The organism is Fischerella muscicola PCC 7414, assembly GCF_000317205.1.
Classification (GTDB): Bacteria; Cyanobacteriota; Cyanobacteriia; order Cyanobacteriales; family Nostocaceae; genus Fischerella; species Fischerella muscicola.
In genome coordinates, this window is the sequence record NZ_AJLK01000118.1 from 65,553 (window position 1) to 85,047 (window position 19,495).

Below are 19,495 nucleotides of genomic sequence, written 5' to 3' on the forward strand. Positions count from 1 at the left end.
CATGTAGGATTGCTATAGAGCCGCTTAATACATATGATTTTAGGAATATCCTCAAGGAAACAGGCAAATAATAATTAAACAGGTATGAAAAGCTTTTTATTAACTTGGCTTGGTACAGCAGTTGCATTGCTAATAACAGCTAATATTCTTCAATATTTTGATATTGGCTTTGAGGTAGATAGTTTTGTTACAGCCTTAATTGCTGCTATATTCATTGGGATTGTCAATGCTTTTATTCGTCCAATATTAAGAATTTTAGCCTTTCCCATCACTTTGCTCACCTTTGGTTTATTTGCCTTTGTCATCAATGCATTTGCTTTATGGCTAGCAAGTTTTCTCACACCCAGTTATGGTTTTGTCATTGAAGGACCTATCGCTGCATTCTTGGGTTCAATTGTATTATCAATAGTTTCTAGTGTTATCAATTATTTTTTGAGAGTAGTTGAATAATTGTCATTGGTCATTTGTCATTGGTTAGTAGTTAGTGGTTAGTCAGCGCGCAGAAGGGGGGTCCCTCCTAGGGCTAATTCATTGTGAAGAGAGAAAAATTAAACTAGAAATAACTTCTACCCTAAGTATATTTTGAAGTGGAATGAGTAGTTTGATAGCAGCTTTACAAGGTATAGAAGACTATCACTCAGAGCGTGGAAAACGTTATCGATTATGGGTGATGTTATGACTAGTGGTATTAGGAACATTGAGTGAATGCTAGGGATATGCCGTACTGGAAGATTTTTGTGTGCGACATTATCAACTATTGTGTGAACATTTAGGGATGAAATTCAATCGTTTACCCAGTGATTCTACGTTTCGGCGACTGTTTGAACAGTTAGACTTTGAAAAACTCACAGACTGCTTTGTGGCATGGGCAAAAGTAGATACTAACATCCAAGCGGGAGAGTGGTTAGCAGTGGATGGCAAAAGTATCAAAAGTACACTCACTGGACAGGTTAATTATTCGTACTTTCGTGATTCATCTGCTCCCTGCCCAGGGTTATCGCTCATTGACCAAAGCACTTCGATTTCTCTGCCATGATCTTCATACGCTTTTTTCTCTTTTGACAATGAATTAGCCCTAGGGTCCCTCCCCCAACCCCAAAGGGGGCCCCTAGCCCCCAATCCCCACGAGCGACAGGGAGTGGGGACCGGTGAGTCCCCTATGAGCGACTGACGAACCCGTAGACACGTAGTGGCTTAAGGTAAGGGTAGGGTTAGTGGTTAGTGGTTGATGATTCACTACTCCACCCTCCGGGTACTCTACCTTGAAGCCGATGAGCGCGTCTACACACTCCTCACACCTTCCTATCTTTCGCTTGGGCGATAGCTACCGTTACTGTGCCTTTTTGATCTTTGATCACAGGACGAAAAATTTGTTTGGGAACTAACAGACGTTTACACTCGGCTGCACATAAAGCAGCAGCTTCGGCAACACTAGGAGTTGCTATGTGTTTATGAATCAATTGAGAAGGGTTGGGGACGTAAACTGTGCGGAGAATTTCAGCAGAGAAGGTTTTTAAAAGCCACTTTCGTTCCCGACAAAGTTCTACTAAGCCAACTTCATCAACTTTAGTGTCAATAGTAGCAAGACCTGCGATCGCACTTTGGGAAAGTTGATGTTCTCCAAACACATGTGCAATTGCTACTTCTATCAACTCTCGTGAAGTTCCTTTCTGACAACCAACTCCTACCCACAAATTTTTTGAACGGAGAGAAAATTCTGCTAACAGCAACTTAGGTAGCCTAACGATTACAAACTAGGACGACGTAACCAATTAATAATTTTCTCACGCCATAATCGCGGACTATCTTCCGGGCGAAACTTTGTGTCAAACATGGAAAGTAAAAGAGGTAAGCCTCCCACTTTAGCACTCATTAGCAAATGAATCGCAAGCGCGAAAACTAATACTAACCAAGCTATTAAATGTATGTAATACCAGATGTGGTTTACCTCTCCCCTTGGCAACCAATTTTCATCCTGAAACTTACCTGAAATGACAGCAAATAGGGCTGCTAATAACATCGCAGTATTGGCAAGACGTTGTAACGTGTACCACCAAATCGGTTTGCCCACTAAAACCAATTGCTGTAATGTATTGGTTTGTAATAAACGACTTCTACCAGCTTTCAAACAGTAAATAATAAATATTGGTAGGGCAACAAAAAAGATAAAAAATCCAAAAGTACCATGTATATCAATTAAATTTCGATTAGCTTGTGTGAAACCAAATCCGCCAAATCTGCGATCCCAACTGTCATAAACCAAAAATCCTGTAATAGCTGCACCAATAATCAATAAAGCAGTGATAGAGTGAAGTATTCGTAACAGCAAAGGCTGGTATGGCTGAGAATTAGGCATGAGCTAAGTTTGTTACATGATGTTTATATTATTTATTTGTACTTCAACAATGCATAGCAATACATAGACCTGCCTGCAAGTAAACTGTGGGCTAAGAGCCTAATATAAGGGTTTTAAATTAAACTCTCAATATACTTAGTCCCTATTGCCCGTTGCCTGTTAAGAGTTATATTTTACAGTTTCAATCTGTTTGCTTGTTGCCTAGTAATAACTTGAGAATCCTGATTTAATGATTGCTGTGGTAACTGCTGAGGAGTCTCAATAGCAGCTTGGGGAGTACCTTTGATTGCTCCTCGATAAATCAGCGCCCCTACGGTTTCTAAGTGAAAACCCCAACCTTTTGGTAAATTTTCATCACCATCGTTTTGTCCTAAATCTATATAAATTCGCGGTGGAACAAAATACTTTAATTCACTATCGCCTACCAAGTTATCTGCTTTTTCAATAATTGCATCGAAAGTACTATCAAACTCTGCATCACTGTTGTAATGTTGTTGTAATTGTGCTTTTACATCCTCCATAAATTGGCGAATTGCGGGTATTCTCGGATCATACTGAGGTTCGGGATCTGCTTGAGGAATAGGTGCGGGACTCGGTTGGGGAGAAGTGTTAGGAGTATGATTTGCAGCTTTCTTTGCAGAAGTGGGGGGATTTGCAGGTACTGGTGCAGGTATTGGTACTGGAGGTGTGGGTACAGGTTGGGGATTAGGGATACCAATACCTAATTGCCTCATAATTAAAGGTTCTAGATATCCAAACAGTTTGACTTGTGCTTGCACAATTTTCGGCTTATTTAAGGCATTGCTGCGGGGAAGCAAAGTACGGAAGGCACGCCGCAGTACTTGGGATAATTTAAAAGGCGGAAAGGGAATACTATTAGGATCAATAGTTTGTCCATGCTTTGCCATTAGCACATCTAAAGGTGGTAAATCAGCTGGTACTAATGGCATCTGAATATTAAAAGCTTTGAATTGTGGGTTATCGCTTTTGAAGCTGAGAATGTTTTCCCGTCTATTATTTTGATGTTCTTGGAGTTTAAGTATCTCCAATGCCTTCGCCTCATCACCATCCAACAGCAAAGTTAAACCCTGCTTGTTAAAAGGGTAAACTGGTGTATTCAAACTGATATAGATAAACTCTGCACAATAAGCTGTATTTTCTGGACGAGTAAAGAATTCTAGTGCTTCTGGGAAACCGAGACTAGCCAAAGCGCAATTTTGCAAAAACTCTTTGAGTGTAGGGCGATCGCAAACACGGGTAGGATCACCACCATTGAAATCATTAGCCGCAAATTGTACAAATGGGTTAATTAATGCCATCCAACAGATGATACTGTCAGTGTAACCACGAGATTGTTCGGGAGTGACAAACTCAGGAAACACTAAACGCTGGGCAACAGCCAAAAAGCCATCGCTGCCATACATCCCATTGTGATAACTATCTGGTTCGTTGAAGCTGGCAAAAATCTTCTCCCCAGTAAACCTCTGGGCTGGTATGATTGCGCCAGAATGATGTCCCTCATTTTTAATAAAAATCTCCATCAACTCATACTGTTCCTGATCATTAGGAGGCCAGCGCAAGTCAATAACTCTACCGTAGCGATCCTTATTATATTGATAAGTACAAACTACAAGACCGTATTTATCTATAAACTTGAGAATATCTTCGTATCCAGAGACTGTATTACCTTGAGCATCTGACACTTGTGGTTGATCACAAATACCAATAAATCCCGGAACCTTAATAGTTTCTGCATTCAATAGAGTTTCATCATCCACAACAACCATCTTGTGGAATAATCGCTTAATATCCTTGATTGGTAAACTTCCTTGATCGTCCGGCCCTTTAATAGCATTGAAAATATTTAAATCTACTTCTTCGGGCGATCGCAAAGGCAAATGATCATTATTTTCCAGTAAAGTCTTACTTTCGCTCATTGTGATTAGTTATTAATCTTTTGGTGTACATTTTTACATGCACCCAACAGATAGTCTAAATTTTTACTTTTTTTCAATATTTTGTATTTACAATATTTAAGTCGCCAACATGCACTGTCCAATACCAAAACATATAAAAACTATTTGTGTCTTGGTGTCTTATACCATTTCACTAAAACCTTGATACAAATACAGGCGTGTAGAGACGCGCCATGGCGCGTCTCTACAAATTTATATGGATCGTGATTAACGTGAAATGGTATTAGTGGTTTAAAACTCTTAGCACCAAAGCACAAAGTCACTGGACATAATTAAACGTAAAATCTTCTGCCCTCTGCCTTCTATTTACTCCATCGCCCCCGCCGCCCGCAACAGCCGCGCTACATCTTGATATTCATTAAACTCTGCTAGCATCAAAGCTGTATAGCCGCCTTGATTTTTTAAATTCACGTCTGCACCTGCTTGTAGTAATAGTTGCACAGCTTTTGTGTAGCCCCGGGAAGTTGCCCACATTAAAGCTGTTGCTCCAGCTGAGTCTTGCAAATTCACATCTGCACCCTTGGCTAATAGCTGCTGGATGATGCTGGTGCGATCGCGTTCTGCTGCTTTGATCAACGGTGTTTTACCATCATCTGCTGAGATATTGACATTAGCACCAAACTCTAACAACACCTGCACTGTTTGAGTGTGTCCCTGGGTAACTGCCAGTGTCAAAGGTACTTCACCAAAGTTTCTGACATTCACATCTGCCCCATGCCGCAGTAACATTTCTACAATCTGGCTATGTCCCTGTAATGCTGCTACCAGCAAAGGTGTATCGCCCAGGTTGTTTCTGATTTGGACATTTGTACCACGACTAAGTAATAATTCGACTACATCGGTATAACCTTCGACAACCGCAAGGTGTAGGGCAGTTTCACCATCTTGATCTTGGACATTAATATCAGCGCCTGCATCTAGTAAACAGGCTGCGATCGCACTATGTCCAGCTGCCACTGCTGCTGATAGTGCTGTGCTGCGATCACGGTTTTGCAATTTTACATCAGCCCCCGCCGCCAATAATGCTTGTACAATTGGCAAATGTCCCAAGTCTGCCGCCAGCATCAACGGGGTTTCGCCTTCTTCATCCTGGGCATTAATATCTGCACTGACTGCTACTATTGCTTGCACAACAGCAACGTGTCCTTGCTTGAGTGCTAATTTCAAAGCAGTATCATCATCTTTATCTTTGACATTCACATCTGCACCAGCAGCCAGTAACACTTGTACCACCTCAGCATGGCCTTTAAGTGCTGCTGCCATCAAAGCCGTACTACCATCTTCATTAGTGGCATTTACATCTGCACCTCTGGATACTAAAAGTCGCACAATGTCAATACTCTTAGCACTCGCAGCCAACATCAAAGCTGTTAAACCGTAGCGTCTTCTGCGTAAATTAACATTCGCCCCAGCATCCAAAAGTGATCGCGCAATTTCTGTATAGCCAAAATTAGCAGCAAACATTAACGCCGTCGTACCTTCGCGATCTGTCACATCAGGACTTTCACCCGCAGCCAGTAGCGCTTGCACTTGCTTAATATCACCAGTTTTAACAGCCTTTAACAATGAAGCGTCATTAGTCATTTGTTATTTGTCATTGGTCATTAGTCAATAGTCCATCGTCAAGTGTCAAGAGTCAATGGTCAATTGTCTATTGTTGATTGTTGGTTGTTAATAGTTGATTGTTAATTGTTGATTGTCAATCGTTAATGGTTAGTAGTTAATAATTATTTCTCTACTCCCCCTACTCCTCACACTCCCCATCACCCCATCTCCCCATCTCCCCACTGCCCCTAATCCCCTCCAGGGGTCCGGTGAGTTCCCCACCTCCCCACCTCCCCATTCCCCAATTTAAGGTTATGCTAATTTTTATGAAGATTTAAGAATAGGGGCTAAGGCAATGAATCTGGAACTATCACCATCGGTAAAATACTGGTCGCAATTCTTTCACCCCATCATGATGTGGGCATTATTACTAATATCTGTATATGCTGCTTACTTGGGTCTGCAAGTGCAGCGCACGAGAAATGCCCAGGGTGAACAAAAGAAAGAACTGATTAAAGGCAGATATAACGTTAGACATTACCAAATTGGATCTATTTTATTGGCATTTATGGTGGCTGGTTCTATTGCTGGGATGGCTGTCACCTACATTAATAATGGTAAGTTGTTCGTTGGGCCACACCTGCTAGCAGGTTTGGGCATGACTGCTATTATTGCCTTTTCTGCTGCTTTATCTCCCTATATGCAAAAAGGGGCAAATTGGGCCCGTGTCACTCATATTTTGCTGAACTTTACCCTTTTGGGTCTGTTCACTTGGCAAGCTATCACAGGTATGCAAATTGTGCAAAGAATTCTGACTAATGCTTAGTCAATAGCTATTGGTCATTGGTCATTGGTTATTAGAGATTACAAATGACAAACGACACATGACCAATGACTATCAATTTATTTATTTTTCTTGACATTTGTTGGTAATTCTATGCCCAAAGAGTGATGAAAATCTTCCTGGACTTTACGAGTTAAACGACGGGAGACTTGGCGGACAATTTGATTAAGTAAGCGATCGCCTGTAGATTGCACTAAAGACTTTGGTAGTCGCTGAATAAATCTGGGAAAGTTAATGTAGACTTTTAAATCCAATTCCCACTCTACTCTCGTCATTTCAACAGAATTCTGAGAAAGTTGGGATTGTTGAATTTCTATAAGCTGTAGCGAAGAATTATAGTCTACTTCATAACCAGGTGCTTGGTAATCAGGAACCGGGATGGTACGGATGCGGTAAATACGATCTTCAGGAGGAAGCAATTCTAAACCAACTTTTGGTTCGACTTCATAACCAAACGACCCAAAGCGGCCAATTACCAAAGCATAACCATTTTCCCCCAGTGGTTCTACTTTCATCGGTTCAGCACACCGGGAAAACCAACTACTATGATTATTTAAATATTCAGCAATTGTGTCAGCAGAGGCATACATTTCCATGCTGTCTTGATAACGACCATAAAATATCGTGCTAGTCCCTAGAGATTTTTCTGGAGATGCAGTTTCAGTGTCTGCGATCGGTGATGCCATAGACAAAACAGCCTCTGTTAATTCCAAGGACTCAAATGATTCCATAGAATGATATTCTTTGTTTTTAGAAAGCATAAGATTTTTGTATTTTTTTTATTGTCTGAATTAATATTTCCCCGATTAAGTGCAAGTTTTCGTACTAGATCTACATTTTGGCCGAAAACTTAAAAATACATCATAAAATTTCATCGAATCTCTACAATAGAGACAGAAAAAAGACATACTAGTTTCCCAGGATAGCGTAGAAAATGAAAGCTTTTGTAGCAGGAGCAACAGGAGAAACAGGTCGTCGCATCGTACAAGAACTGACGGTGCGAAATATTCCCGTCCGCGCCTTGGTGCGCGATGTCGAAAAAGCCAGGAGTATTTTGCCCAACGAAGTTGAACTAGTACAGGGTGATGTGTTAGATCGACAAAATCTAGCTGCTGCTTTGGGAGATAGTACAGTCGTTTTGTGTGCAACAGGCGCAAAGCCCAGCTTTGACCCTACAGGACCCTATAAAGTGGATTATGAAGGAACTAAGAATTTAGTCGATGCTGCCAAAGCTAAGGCAATAGAGCATTTTGTCCTGGTTTCTTCTTTGGCTACCTCCCAATTTTTCCATCCCCTGAACTTATTCTGGCTAATTTTAGTCTGGAAAAAACAAGCTGAAGAATATCTGCAAAAAAGTGGTCTGACTTATACAATTGTCAGACCAGGTGGTCTGAAAAATGAAGATAACACCGACTCAATCGTCATGCAAAATGCGGATACCTTGTTTGAAGGTAGCATTCCTCGACAAAAAGTCGCTCAAGTTTGTGTAGAAGCTTTATTTGAGCCAGCAGCACGGAATAAAATTGTAGAGATTGTAGCCAAACCAGAAGCTGCGGCGAAAAGTTTTAGCGAGTTATTTGCAGGTGTAGTCTGACACAAAAATCAATAGTTATTTGTCGTTTGTCATTTGTTATTTGTCATTTGTAAGATCAGTAACCAATGACCAATGACCAATTTTAAGGAGTCGAACTCTGAAAGGCTTGGAACTGAAAGGCATTGAAAAATTCATCGGCCCACTGGCTGCTTTGTTAGTATTTGTGTATTTATTCCAGTGGTATATTATCGATAATTTGCGATCGCGTCCTGATCCCGTATTCAATACTAGACAACCACCCTTAGTGATGAAAGGCGGTGATCCTTATATCCGTGCCTTGATGCGAACGATTTCAGCCAGCGAAGCTAGCGGTAAGCGTCCCTACTCGCTTTTGTATGGTGGAGAACATGTCAGTGACCTCAGTCGCCACCCAGAAAAGTGTGTCACAATTGTCGTTGGCCCCAACAAGGGTAATTGTTCCACAGCAGCCGGCAGATACCAAATAATCAACACAACTTGGTATGCGATCGCACCCAAATATCATCCAAAACCAATGCGACTGATGTTTTGGGTTAATTATAGTTTTGAACCAGAGTATCAAGACACAGTGGTACATAGTTGGTTGAGTGATTCTCAAGTTTGGGGAGTAAATATTTCCCAGCTACTACGTCAGGGGAAATTAGATGAAGTTTTGCGGCGACTATCTCCCACATGGACAAGTTTGGGATATGGCATTGAAACCAATTCTGTCAGTCCCCTTTTACCTAAGATTTATCAAAAAATGTTACAAGAAGAGTTGAAGATGGCGGGGAAAGGATGAGGAAATAGGGATTGAGGATCGGGGATTGGGAAGAGATTTTCATGTTTGGTTGTGGGATTTTTTCGTGAATGGCTGATTCGATATTAAAAATTTTTTGAGATTCTGTACAAATGCATTTGGATTTTCAAAATGAATATTATGCCCAGCATGATTAACTATTTTTAGCTGGCAATATTGACATAGCTTAGCCATTTGTTGATTTATATCTATAAATTTTTCATCATGTTCACCAGCTAATAAGAGTAAATCGTTTTGATTATCTTTAAGTTTTTCCCACAGAGAAGGTTGGCAGCCAGTACCCATTAATAGCAGAGATTTAGCTAACTCTATGGGATTATTTTGTGTTCTAATTTCTATCAAATGCTGAAACTGTGGATGATTTTTGATATTGCCAAAAATTGGCTGATTATACCAATTTTTTAAAAAAGCGATAAAATCATTTTTTTCAATGCTTCTTTCTAGTTTTCTCGCAATTTGTTGATCTCGCTGAATTCTTTGTTGACGTTCTACTACTGTTTTTAAGCCAGGAGAAGCAGATTCTAGAACAACCTTTGGAAATCTCTGGGGAAAGTATAAAGTGAGATACAAAGCTAACCTGCCCCCCATAGAATAACCTATTAAAAAGCATTGATGAATTTTTAAATTATCTAATAAGTCAATTAAACCTTGGGCAGTATTTGTCATTGTGTAGTAATCTTCACTTCCCAAAACTTTTGTATTTCCATGCCCTGGTAAGTCTACTTTCAAGCAATAAAAATCGTGTTTTAGCAATTCTATTGCTTCATCAAATTCATAGCTGTTACCCATAAATCCATGTAGAAAAAGGATAAGAGGTTGATTGCGATCGCCATCGAAAGCATAAAAGAATTGATAATTTTTAATTGACATAATTACTTATAGATAATAGGTAATGGGTAATCGATCATGGGTTTAAAACAATCTTCCCTAGTAATTACCAACAACAAAACACGATATCGTAAGCAATACTCCTATCCAATAACGAAACGAATGACTTTTGACAAACAACAACGCTCACCAGCGAACTTTAATTGTACCGAGCTACATTAAGGAATTTTAAAGAAAAAATTATATTTTTTATACTTTTATGAATTGCAAATAACTTCAGAACATAAAATCTTTCTGAAAATATGGTTAAGAAAAGATTATATAAGAATTTTTGATGGTAAACAATTAGTTTAACTATAAGTCTCATATTTTATTTCTAAAAAACGACCTACTTTATATACCTTATTTTCCTTCTTGCCTTTCTTTTCCTATTGCCTATTGCCTGCCTCTACAAAAAGTTCATGAAGTAAATCAGATTGCTATAGAATAATTAAGACAATCTCCAGCAGGTGCTGTAGCAAGAATAGAAAAATTATGCTCACATCTCAAATATTTTGGTTAAAATCTATGTAATTTAGCTTTTTTTCAAAGCTTAAATTCTCAATTTTCCACTAAAATTTTCTTAAGTGGCTCATTTACTGCTGTTGACCTAACATAGTTAACAAGTTATTAAAACAAGCATTTGAGTGAGGTTTATCTACCTATTGAATTAGACATATATATCTTTTGTTCTATCTGATTTCTACCCAGCGATAGTTAAGAAATCCTTTATAAGAGTGCAATCACTACAAAAGCATTCTTGATTGCAATGCTACAAATTTGAATTCCGAATTCCAAATTGCATAGACACGTAGACACAAAGCGGCTTGTTGTAGAGTATTCCAAATTAAATTACAAAGGTGCAAAATGGTAGCAACACCCCCAAAACCAACCTCTGAAGAAATTAGCTCTATTAGCTGTTATGGCAAAGCACGGTCAACAGTTGAGGGTATGCCCCTTAGCTCTGATGAACTCCGTAAAATGCACGCATTCTGGCGTGCTGCCAACTACTTGGCTATTGGCATGATTTATCTGCGGGAGAACCCATTGCTCAGAGAACCTCTCAAACCCGAGCATATCAAGCATCGTTTATTAGGACATTGGGGTTCCAGTCCGGGGATCAGTTTTCTTTACACTCACCTCAACCGCGTAATCAAAAAATTTGACCAGGACATGTTATACATAGTAGGTCCTGGTCACGGTGCGCCTGGATTCCTTGGCCCTTGTTACCTAGAAGGTAGCTATTCCCAATACTTTTCTGACTGTAGCGAAGACGAAGAGGGAATGAAGCGATTCTTCAAACAGTTCTCCTTCCCTGGTGGAATTGGTAGTCATTGTACCCCTGAAACTCCTGGCTCGATTCACGAAGGAGGCGAACTAGGTTACAGCATATCTCATGCTTATGGTGCAGCATTTGATAACCCCAACTTGATTGTTGTTGCACTGGCTGGCGACGGAGAAGCCGAAACAGGTCCTTTAGCAACCTCCTGGCATTCTAATAAATTCATCAATCCCATTCGTGACGGTGCAGTGTTACCTATTCTGCACCTGAATGGTTACAAAATTAACAACCCTACCATTTTGGCTCGTATCAGCCATGAAGAGCTAGAAGACCTGTATAAAGGTTATGGCTACACTCCCTACTTCGTGGAAGGCTCTGATCCCGAAAGTATGCATCAGGCAATGGCCGCAACTTTAGATCATTGCATATCGGAAATTCATAAAATTCAACAGGAAGCTCGTAGTAGTGGCATTCCTAAGCGTCCTCGCTGGCCGATGATTGTCATGCGTACTCCCAAGGGTTGGACTGGGCCCCAAGAAGTCGATGGACACAAAGTCGAAGGATTCTGGCGCGCTCACCAAGTGCCTATGGGAGGAATGCACAACAACCCAGAGCATCTGAGACTACTGCAAGAATGGATGCAAAGCTACAAGCCAGAAGAACTATTTGATGAGAATGGTACGTTATCCCCTGAAATTAAGGAAATGGCGCCTACTGGCTCAAAACGTTTGGGTTCAACTCCCTATGCTAATGGTGGTGTGCTGCGCCGTTCTCTGAGATTGCCTGATTTCTGCAACTACGGCGTTGAAGTTGAAAAGCCTGGAACAATTGAAGTTGAAAACACCAAGCCTCTGGGGGTTTTCTTGCGCGATGTCATCAAGTCGAACATATCTAATTTCCGCGTGTTTGGCCCCGACGAGACTACTTCCAATAAGCTGAATGCTGTTTACGAAGGCAGTAAGAAGTTTTGGATTGCCGGATATTTACCAGAAGATGCTGACGGTGGTGAACTGTCACCCGACGGTCGCGTCATGGAAATTTTGAGTGAACACACCTTGGAAGGCTGGCTAGAAGGCTACTTGCTTACCGGTCGTCATGGCTTCTTCTCTACCTACGAAGCCTTTGTCCACGTGATTGATTCGATGGTGAACCAACACGCCAAATGGCTGGAAATTAGTAAACATGTTAGCTGGCGCAAAGAAATTTCTTCGCTCAACATTTTGATTACCTCTACCGTGTGGCGGCAAGATCACAACGGCTTCACTCACCAAGATCCAGGCTTTTTAGATTTGATTGTCAACAAGAGTGCAGATGTGGTTCGTGTGTATCTTCCCCCCGATGTCAACTCACTGTTGTCAGTTGCTGACCACTGTTTGCGCAGTCAGGACTACATCAATGTGATTGTGTGTGACAAGCAAATGCACTTGCAGTACCATGATATGGAAGCCGCTGTCCGCAATTGCACCAAGGGTATTGATATCTGGGAATGGGCCAGTACAGATGCTGGTGCAGAACCAGATGTAGTGCTAGCTTGTGCAGGTGACATTACCACCTTAGAGGCATTAGCAGCATCAGTTTTGTTGAGAGAAAATTTCCCTGACTTGAAAATCCGGTTTATTAACGTCATTGACTTGTTCAAGTTACAACCGAATACAGAACATCCTCATGGTTTGAGCGATCGCGATTTTGACAGCCTCTTCACCCTCGATAAGCCAATCATCTTCAACTTCCACGGCTATCCTTGGTTAATTCATCGCCTGGCTTACCGCCGTCATAACCACAACAACATGCATGTACGCGGTTACAAAGAAAAAGGCAACATTAACACGCCACTGGAGCTGGCGATCCAAAATCAGATTGATCGTTTTAGTATAGCGATCGATGTGATTGATCGGGTTCCTAAACTCAAAGTAGCAGGCGCTCACGTCAAAGAAATGCTCAAGGATGAGCAAATTTCCTGCCGTCATTATGCCTATGAACATGGTACTGATAAGCCTGAAATCGTGAATTGGAAGTGGCCTTACTAGTTAAGTAGGGTAAAGGGTAACTCAAGAAGGATGAAGGGTGAAGGGTGAAGGTTTTAAATTAAGTATATTTCCCTTTGCCCTTTACCCTTATATCAAGTTCGGATAATCACTTGAACTTTACATACCCATTATGAGCGCAACTCTTAGGTAATACTCCACTTAGCAATTACCAATTAGCCCTTACCCTTTTCCCAACTCCCTAGTCTAAAGCTATGTCTTACGCAGACTTTCTAACTCGCTTGAATCCCAAAGCCATGATTGTTCGACCTGGAGCAAAGATCAAGATGAAAGATTTTGCTCCTAATTACACAGGCAATTTTCAAAAAAGTGAAGCTCAAGAGTTATTACAAATCGGGGTCAAGGAGTTAGCGAAGTATCAAGATATACTTTATGCCCAGGATACCTATGCTTTGCTAATCATTCTTCAAGCTTTAGATGCCGCTGGTAAAGATGGCACAATCAAACATGTCATGTCAGGGATAAATCCTCAAGGTTGCCAAGTATTTAGTTTCAAAGCTCCTTCCGCCGAGGAATTAGATCATGACTATTTGTGGCGATCGTTCAAAGCTTTACCAGAACGAGGACGCATCGGGATCTTTAATCGTTCTTACTACGAAGAAGTGCTAGTGGTGCGTGTACATCCAGAACTCCTCGCCAAGCAAAAATTGCCGCCTCCAACAAAAGACAAACACATTTGGCAACAACGGTTTGAAGAGATCAATAATTTTGAAAAATATCTCGTTAATAACGGCATTATCGTACTGAAATTTTTTCTCAACGTCTCAAAGGAAGAGCAGAAAAAGCGCTTTTTAAAGCGAATAGAACTTCCGGAGAAGAATTGGAAATTTTCTATCAGTGATGTCAAAGAACGACAATTTTGGGATGAATACATGCAGGCATACGAGGATGTCTTCAACCATACCAGTACAGAATGGGCGCCTTGGCATATTATCCCAGCAGATCATAAATGGTTTACCCGCATTGCTGTAGGCTACTTTATCTACGAAAAATTGAAATCCCTGAACTTGGCGTATCCCAAAGTTAGTGAAGAACATTACGCACAACTGTTAAAAGCAAAGGAAATCCTGGAAACAGAGGAAGGTTAAAGGGTAAAGGGAAAATTCAATACCTTTAATCTTTCCCATTGTCCCTTGCCCCAACTTCTGTAAGAAGTCATTTCACGGTATTCTGGACGTAGCCAAACCATAGCAGCATAGGTCGAGCGCCATGCAGACAACAGCCGCAGAACAAATCAATCCCTTGGCTGGGAAACCTGCTCCAGCCGATATTTTGATTGATGTCGAACAGCTTTTGGATCAATACTACACGGTTCATCCCGATCCCGATAATCCACTACAACGCGTTAGTTTTGGTACATCCGGTCATCGTGGTTCTTCTGCCAATGGCACATTCAACGAAGACCATATTTTAGCCGTATCTCAGGCGGTTGCTGAGTATCGCCAGAGTCAGGGTATTAATGGGCCGCTGTACATGGGTATGGATACACACGCACTCTCGGCTCCTGCTCAAAAGTCTGCGTTAGAAGTGCTAGCAGCTAATAATATAGAAGTTTACATTGCTGCGGGCGAAGGTTACGCAATATACACGCCCACACCAGCAGTATCTCATGCCATTCTTTGCTACAACAAAGGTAGAACTAGTGGTTTAGCAGATGGGATCATTATTACCCCATCCCATAACCCACCTAGTGATGGTGGTTTTAAATATAACCCACCTTCTGGTGGTCCGGCGGAACCAGAAATTACCAAGTGGATTCAAACCCGTGCCAATGAGTTGATGGCAAATCAAAACCGGGATGTGAAGCGCATTCCTTACGAATCTGCTATCAAGGCAGCCACGACTCACTATTTTGACTTTATTACTCCCTACGTCAATGATTTAGAAAATATCATCGACATTGACGTCATCAAATCCTCTGGTATCCGCATCGGCGTTGATCCCCTGGGTGGCTCGAATATTGCCTACTGGCAACCGATCGCTGAACGTTATGGTTTAAATATCACCGTAGTTAACAACACCGTTGATCCAACTTTCCGCTTCATGAGTGTAGATTGGGACGGCAAGATCCGCATGGACTGCTCATCACCCTACGCTATGGCTAGTTTGGTCAAGATTAAGGATGACTACGATATCGCCTTTGGCAATGACACAGACTCTGATCGCCATGGGATCGTCACCTCCAGCGTCGGCTTGATGAACCCCAACCACTTCCTGTCTGTGGCAATTTGGTATTTATTTACCAATCGTAGTGGCTGGCCGGCAACAAGTGCGATCGGTAAAACTTTGGTCAGTAGCAGCATGATTGACCGAGTGGGTAAAGACATCGGACGGCAGGTATGTGAAGTACCCGTCGGCTTTAAGTGGTTTGTAGACGGTTTGCTTGATGGTTCCTTTGGCTTTGGTGGTGAAGAAAGTGCTGGTGCTTCTTTCTTGCGTAAGGATGGAACTGTCTGGACGACAGATAAAGATGGTATAATCTTAGACTTGTTAGCAGCAGAAATTACGGCGCGTACAGGTAAAGACCCTGGCTTGCACTACCAAGACTTAACAGCAAAACTAGGCAAACCGTTCTATAAGCGGATCGATTCTCCCGCTTCGCCAGAACAAAAAGCGCGTCTGGGTAAACTTGCACCGGAAGATGTGAAAGCATCCACCCTTGCAGGTGATCCTATTACTGCCAAATTAACGAATGCTCCTGGTAACAATGCGCCAATTGGTGGACTGAAGGTAACGACTGAAAACGGCTGGTTTGCTGCTCGTCCCTCTGGTACAGAGAATGTATGTAAGGTCTATGCTGAAAGCTTTAAGAGCGAAGCTCATCTAGAGGAGATTTTGCAAGAAGCAACACAAATTGTTGCTAATGTCGTTTAATTGCTGCATCTTTTAAGGTCACAATCAAAACTAGTCGCCGCTCTAGAATAAATTAGGGCGGCAATTATTATGGTTTTATGATGTAGCAATAGCTGCTGAAAATTTTTCATAATTAACTATAAATGATTCATAATTTGATAAGAATCCTTCATACCTTGAAAGGTCTTATACCAATTCGCAAAATTTCTACTGGACATAAATAATGTTTGGAAAATAGCACAGCCGTGCTAACCTAGCATCTACATATGTAGCCTCCTTTTGGAGAATTGGTTTTATTTACTTTTGACTCTTTACTTTCTAAATGTGGTCTGAACTCACAAAAGCGATCGCTAACATCAATCTTCCTGCTGACTGGCTCGGTATCCGAGTAGTTAAAGACACCTCTTCTCATCATGCTGTCCGTGATGGCTTACCTCAACGCAACGGTAAATCTGTCACCACAGGAGCCATGCTAGAAGTCATGGTTGATGGCTGTATCGGCTATGCAGCAACTAATTCTCTCCAACTGACGAGTCTACAAAATGCCGCGAAACAAGCGTATCAACAAGCACTAACAGCTAAGCAGTGGTGGATACATTCTTTTCAAGCCACAAGTGAACGCCCCAAAGTGGTTGGTGAATACGTTTCACCTTTTGTTGAACCATTAAATAGTCTCAGTGCTGGGGAAATTAACGATTTACTAGTCCGGATCTGCCAATCACTAAAAGTTTCTGAGCAAATTGTGAAAACTACTGCTGGTGCGAATACTGGTGAAAGAGAAACATGGTTTGTCAGCAGTAACGGCTCAGAAGTATATCAAAAATTTTTGTTTCTCAGTACCCACTATGGAGCGATCGCCCAAGATGGAGCGATCGTGCAGCAGCGCACTAACAATGGTTGGGAAGCAAACTATTTCCAAGGTGGTATGGAATTACTCCAACCAGAAAATCTCTGGCAAAGAGTACAGCGAATTGGGGAAGAAGCAGTAGAACTCTTAACAGCAGAAGAATGTCCCACCACACGCACTAATCTAGTATTAGCCCCAGACCAAATGATGCTACAAATTCATGAAAGTGTGGGACATCCCTTAGAATTAGACAGAATTTTGGGAGATGAGCGCAACTACGCTGGTGGTAGCTTTGTGAATAAAAGTGATTTTGGGGTTTTGGTTTACGGTTCTCCCTTGATGAATATTACCTTTGATCCCACTGTTTCCGGTGAATCAGCTAGTTATGGTTACGATGACACTGGTGCAATAGCAACACGAGAATATTTAATCAAGGAAGGGGTGCTATTGCGGGGTTTGGGTAGTTTAGAAAGTCAAAAAAGAGCAGGTGTACCAGGAGTAGCTTGTGCGCGTGCTTGTTCTTGGAATCGACCTGCGATCGACCGGATGGCAAACTTAAATTTAGAACCAGGTAAAGCTTCTTTTGAGGAAATTATTGCTGACATAGAACACGGCGTTTACATGGAATCCAATCGTTCCTGGTCAATAGACGATCGCCGTTATAAATTTCAATTTGGTTGTGAATACGCTAAATTAATTGAGAACGGTAAATTAACCAAAACCTTGCGTAATCCCAACTATCGAGCTACAACTCCGGAATTTTGGCACAGCTTAACTAAAGTCGGAAACTCTTCAACCTGGGAGATGTACGGCACTCCCTACTGTGGTAAAGGAGAACCAAATCAAGCTATTTGGGTAGGACATGGTTCACCCGTTTGTCAATTTGCTAACGTCGAAGTATTCGGTGGTGGCGCGTAAATAGAAGATGGGGAGAATGTAGAATCAAACTCTCCCCACCACCCCACCACCCCATCACAAAAGCGGCTCCCTACTTCCCTTTTCAAATAGGAATTTAGATGAAATACGAGGAATTATCTACTTTAGAAGTCAGCTTTAACCAACTGATTGATACTCTCTTGCTTAAAAAAGCAGCAACAGAAGAATTCACTGTCAAATTAAATAGTGAACGTAGTCAATTTACTCGTTTCAATCATGCCAAAGTCAGACAAACTGGTATAGTTGCTGATGGCTGGATTGACTTTACTTTAATGCAAGACCAGCGCAGTAGTTTTCGTCAAATTCCTTTTACTGGTAATTGGGAAATAGATTGGCAAGTAACATACAAAGCTTTGCAAGAATTACGCGAAGAACTTCCCTTGCTACCTTTAGATCCTTATTTAGTATTGCCATTAGGAACTAACACTAGTCGCGAAATTCATACTGGTAATTTATTGGTTGAAGAAGCAGTAGTACCAGAAGTTTTAGAATCAGTGGCAGAATTAGATTTCACCGGCTTTTATGCTGGGGGAACTGTTGTTAATGCTTATGCCGATTCTTGTGGTCAAAAACACTGGTTTGCCACTGATTCTTTTACCCTAGATTATTCTATATTTAACTCCGAAGGACAAGCTGTTAAAGGTATATTTGCGGGTAGTGATTGGCATCAACAAGCTTATATCCACAAAATCCAAGAAGCAAAAAAGCAACTAGAATTACTGGCTCGTCCAATCAAGCAATTACCACGGGGGCAATATAGAACTTATTTTGCACCAGCCGCAGTAGCAGATTTATTAATGATGCTTTCTTGGGGTGGTACAAGCGAAGCTGATTTACAACAGGGAAATAGTGCTTTAGCCGCTCTTTCGCGTGGAGAAAAACAACTTTCTTCTAAGTTTAATCTGAAAGAAAACTTTCAACGAGGAACAGTACCCCGTTTTAATGAATGGGGAGAAATGGCAGCACTAGAATTACCAATCATTACTCAAGGAGTTTTAGTAAATACTTTGATAAATTCTCGTACTGCCAAGGAATATCAAAAAACTGCTAACGGTGCTAATAGTTATGAATCTTTACGTGCGCCAGAAATCAGTCCGGGTAGTTTAGAATTTGACCGAATTCTACCCAGTTTGGATACAGGATTATATGTATCAAACTTGCATTACTTAAATTGGAGCGATCGCCCCACAGGTAGAATTACTGGTATGACCCGTTATGCCTGTTTTTGGGTAGAAAATGGTGAGATCATCGCACCAATAGATAATTTGCGATTTGACGATAGTCTTTATCGCTTTTGGGGTGAAAATTTACTCGATTTCACAAATTTTCAAGAATTCATCCCTGAAGTTGGGACTTATGAAGGTCGGCAACTAGGAGGTAGTATGGTTCCTGGAATTTTGGTGGAAGATTTTATTTATACATTGTAAGGTGATGATATTTTACACAAATCATCTACATGACAAAATAAAGCATCTAAACTAAAGATAGACAGGTGCTGGATTTGACGTTTCATTTTCAGCTTACTACCTGTCCCTTTCCTTATCCCAAATTCAGATTGGTGATAGTTAAAAC

General features: G+C 41.2%; 16 protein-coding genes. 10 read left to right on the top strand and 6 right to left on the bottom strand.

What is annotated here, in order from left to right:
- Positions 1 to 84 precede the first annotated feature (84 nt).
- Together UYI_RS0118905 and UYI_RS34170 are read left to right on the top strand one after the other, a co-directional pair.
- Positions 85 to 450 (top strand): phage holin family protein, encoded by a 366-nt coding sequence (locus UYI_RS0118905; RefSeq protein ID WP_016868232.1) that lies wholly within the window; start codon positions 85 to 87, stop codon positions 448 to 450.
- Positions 451 to 724: 274 nt separating this feature from the next.
- On the top strand, positions 725 to 1,036 hold the full coding sequence (locus UYI_RS34170; RefSeq protein ID WP_146007612.1) for a transposase family protein: 312 nt from the start codon (positions 725 to 727) through the stop codon (positions 1,034 to 1,036).
- A 256-nt stretch (positions 1,037 to 1,292) separates the two neighbouring features.
- Here the strand turns inward: UYI_RS34170 and UYI_RS0118915 are convergent, their stop codons facing one another.
- The 4 genes from UYI_RS0118915 to UYI_RS0118930 all read right to left on the bottom strand — a co-directional run bounded on the left by UYI_RS0118915 (position 1,293) and on the right by UYI_RS0118930 (position 5,916).
- The gene (locus UYI_RS0118915) at positions 1,293 to 1,730 is read right to left on the bottom strand and encodes a cobalamin biosynthesis protein (RefSeq protein WP_016868235.1); all 438 of its coding nucleotides are present in this window, start codon (positions 1,728 to 1,730) and stop codon (positions 1,293 to 1,295) included.
- Between the two features lie 17 nt (positions 1,731 to 1,747).
- Positions 1,748 to 2,356, bottom strand: a complete 609-nt coding sequence (locus tag UYI_RS0118920; RefSeq protein WP_016868236.1) for a cytochrome b/b6 domain-containing protein — start codon at positions 2,354 to 2,356, stop codon at positions 1,748 to 1,750.
- Positions 2,357 to 2,529: 173 nt separating this feature from the next.
- Positions 2,530 to 4,293, bottom strand: a complete 1,764-nt coding sequence (locus tag UYI_RS0118925; RefSeq protein WP_016868237.1) for a hypothetical protein — start codon at positions 4,291 to 4,293, stop codon at positions 2,530 to 2,532.
- Between the two features lie 345 nt (positions 4,294 to 4,638).
- Positions 4,639 to 5,916, bottom strand: a complete 1,278-nt coding sequence (locus UYI_RS0118930; protein WP_016868238.1) for an ankyrin repeat domain-containing protein — start codon at positions 5,914 to 5,916, stop codon at positions 4,639 to 4,641.
- A gap of 316 nt (positions 5,917 to 6,232) precedes the next feature.
- Here UYI_RS0118930 and UYI_RS0118935 point away from each other — a divergent pair, with 316 nt between their 5' ends.
- On the top strand, positions 6,233 to 6,703 hold the full coding sequence (locus UYI_RS0118935) for a DUF4079 domain-containing protein (protein ID WP_071588858.1): 471 nt from the start codon (positions 6,233 to 6,235) through the stop codon (positions 6,701 to 6,703).
- A gap of 77 nt (positions 6,704 to 6,780) precedes the next feature.
- On the opposite strand, the gene UYI_RS0118940 is transcribed toward UYI_RS0118935, so the two are convergent.
- Positions 6,781 to 7,482 (bottom strand): DUF1997 domain-containing protein, encoded by a 702-nt coding sequence (locus UYI_RS0118940; RefSeq protein WP_026086043.1) that lies wholly within the window; start codon positions 7,480 to 7,482, stop codon positions 6,781 to 6,783.
- A gap of 173 nt (positions 7,483 to 7,655) precedes the next feature.
- Between UYI_RS0118940 and UYI_RS0118945 the strand changes: the two genes are divergently transcribed.
- Entirely contained in the window at positions 7,656 to 8,315 is a 660-nt protein-coding gene (locus tag UYI_RS0118945) for an NAD(P)H-binding protein (protein ID WP_016868241.1), read from the top strand.
- Between the two features lie 106 nt (positions 8,316 to 8,421).
- The gene (locus UYI_RS0118950; protein WP_016868242.1) at positions 8,422 to 9,075 is read left to right on the top strand and encodes a glycoside hydrolase family 24 protein; all 654 of its coding nucleotides are present in this window, start codon (positions 8,422 to 8,424) and stop codon (positions 9,073 to 9,075) included.
- 39 nt (positions 9,076 to 9,114) lie between these two features.
- Here UYI_RS0118950 and menH read toward each other — a convergent pair whose 3' ends face one another.
- Positions 9,115 to 9,963 (bottom strand): 2-succinyl-6-hydroxy-2,4-cyclohexadiene-1-carboxylate synthase, encoded by an 849-nt coding sequence (gene menH, locus UYI_RS0118955; RefSeq protein WP_016868243.1) that lies wholly within the window; start codon positions 9,961 to 9,963, stop codon positions 9,115 to 9,117.
- 864 nt (positions 9,964 to 10,827) lie between these two features.
- Here menH and UYI_RS0118960 point away from each other — a divergent pair.
- From UYI_RS0118960 to UYI_RS0118980, 5 genes are all read left to right on the top strand, one after another.
- Positions 10,828 to 13,269, top strand: coding sequence for a phosphoketolase family protein (locus tag UYI_RS0118960; RefSeq protein ID WP_016868244.1), 2,442 nt, complete (start codon positions 10,828 to 10,830; stop codon positions 13,267 to 13,269).
- Positions 13,270 to 13,481: 212 nt separating this feature from the next.
- Positions 13,482 to 14,375, top strand: a complete 894-nt coding sequence (locus tag UYI_RS0118965) for a polyphosphate kinase 2 family protein (protein ID WP_016868245.1) — start codon at positions 13,482 to 13,484, stop codon at positions 14,373 to 14,375.
- 121 nt (positions 14,376 to 14,496) lie between these two features.
- Positions 14,497 to 16,161: a phosphoglucomutase (alpha-D-glucose-1,6-bisphosphate-dependent) gene (pgm, locus tag UYI_RS0118970; protein ID WP_016868246.1), complete on the top strand. Its 1,665-nt coding sequence runs from the start codon at positions 14,497 to 14,499 to the stop codon at positions 16,159 to 16,161.
- 301 nt (positions 16,162 to 16,462) lie between these two features.
- Complete coding sequence (locus UYI_RS0118975; RefSeq protein WP_016868247.1) at positions 16,463 to 17,905, top strand: TldD/PmbA family protein; 1,443 nt, start codon at positions 16,463 to 16,465, stop codon at positions 17,903 to 17,905.
- A gap of 98 nt (positions 17,906 to 18,003) precedes the next feature.
- On the top strand, positions 18,004 to 19,350 hold the full coding sequence (locus tag UYI_RS0118980; protein ID WP_016868249.1) for a TldD/PmbA family protein: 1,347 nt from the start codon (positions 18,004 to 18,006) through the stop codon (positions 19,348 to 19,350).
- Positions 19,351 to 19,495: the final 145 nt, after the last annotated feature.

What these genes read in the sequence shown, in the direction of transcription:
- pgm (WP_016868246.1), top strand. Translation starts at nt 14,497, where the DNA reads ATGCAGACAACAGCCGCAGAACAAATCAATCCCTTGGCTGGGAAACCT.
- UYI_RS0118930 (WP_016868238.1), bottom strand. Translation starts at nt 5,916, where the DNA reads ATGACTAATGACGCTTCATTGTTAAAGGCTGTTAAAACTGGTGATATT.
- UYI_RS0118945 (WP_016868241.1), top strand. Translation starts at nt 7,656, where the DNA reads ATGAAAGCTTTTGTAGCAGGAGCAACAGGAGAAACAGGTCGTCGCATC.
- UYI_RS0118965 (WP_016868245.1), top strand. Translation starts at nt 13,482, where the DNA reads ATGTCTTACGCAGACTTTCTAACTCGCTTGAATCCCAAAGCCATGATT.
- UYI_RS0118925 (WP_016868237.1), bottom strand. Translation starts at nt 4,293, where the DNA reads ATGAGCGAAAGTAAGACTTTACTGGAAAATAATGATCATTTGCCTTTG.
- UYI_RS0118975 (WP_016868247.1), top strand. Translation starts at nt 16,463, where the DNA reads ATGTGGTCTGAACTCACAAAAGCGATCGCTAACATCAATCTTCCTGCT.
- UYI_RS0118960 (WP_016868244.1), top strand. Translation starts at nt 10,828, where the DNA reads ATGGTAGCAACACCCCCAAAACCAACCTCTGAAGAAATTAGCTCTATT.
- UYI_RS0118935 (WP_071588858.1), top strand. Translation starts at nt 6,233, where the DNA reads ATGAATCTGGAACTATCACCATCGGTAAAATACTGGTCGCAATTCTTT.
- menH (WP_016868243.1), bottom strand. Translation starts at nt 9,963, where the DNA reads ATGTCAATTAAAAATTATCAATTCTTTTATGCTTTCGATGGCGATCGC.
- UYI_RS0118905 (WP_016868232.1), top strand. Translation starts at nt 85, where the DNA reads ATGAAAAGCTTTTTATTAACTTGGCTTGGTACAGCAGTTGCATTGCTA.
- UYI_RS0118920 (WP_016868236.1), bottom strand. Translation starts at nt 2,356, where the DNA reads ATGCCTAATTCTCAGCCATACCAGCCTTTGCTGTTACGAATACTTCAC.
- UYI_RS0118980 (WP_016868249.1), top strand. Translation starts at nt 18,004, where the DNA reads ATGAAATACGAGGAATTATCTACTTTAGAAGTCAGCTTTAACCAACTG.
- UYI_RS0118940 (WP_026086043.1), bottom strand. Translation starts at nt 7,482, where the DNA reads ATGCTTTCTAAAAACAAAGAATATCATTCTATGGAATCATTTGAGTCC.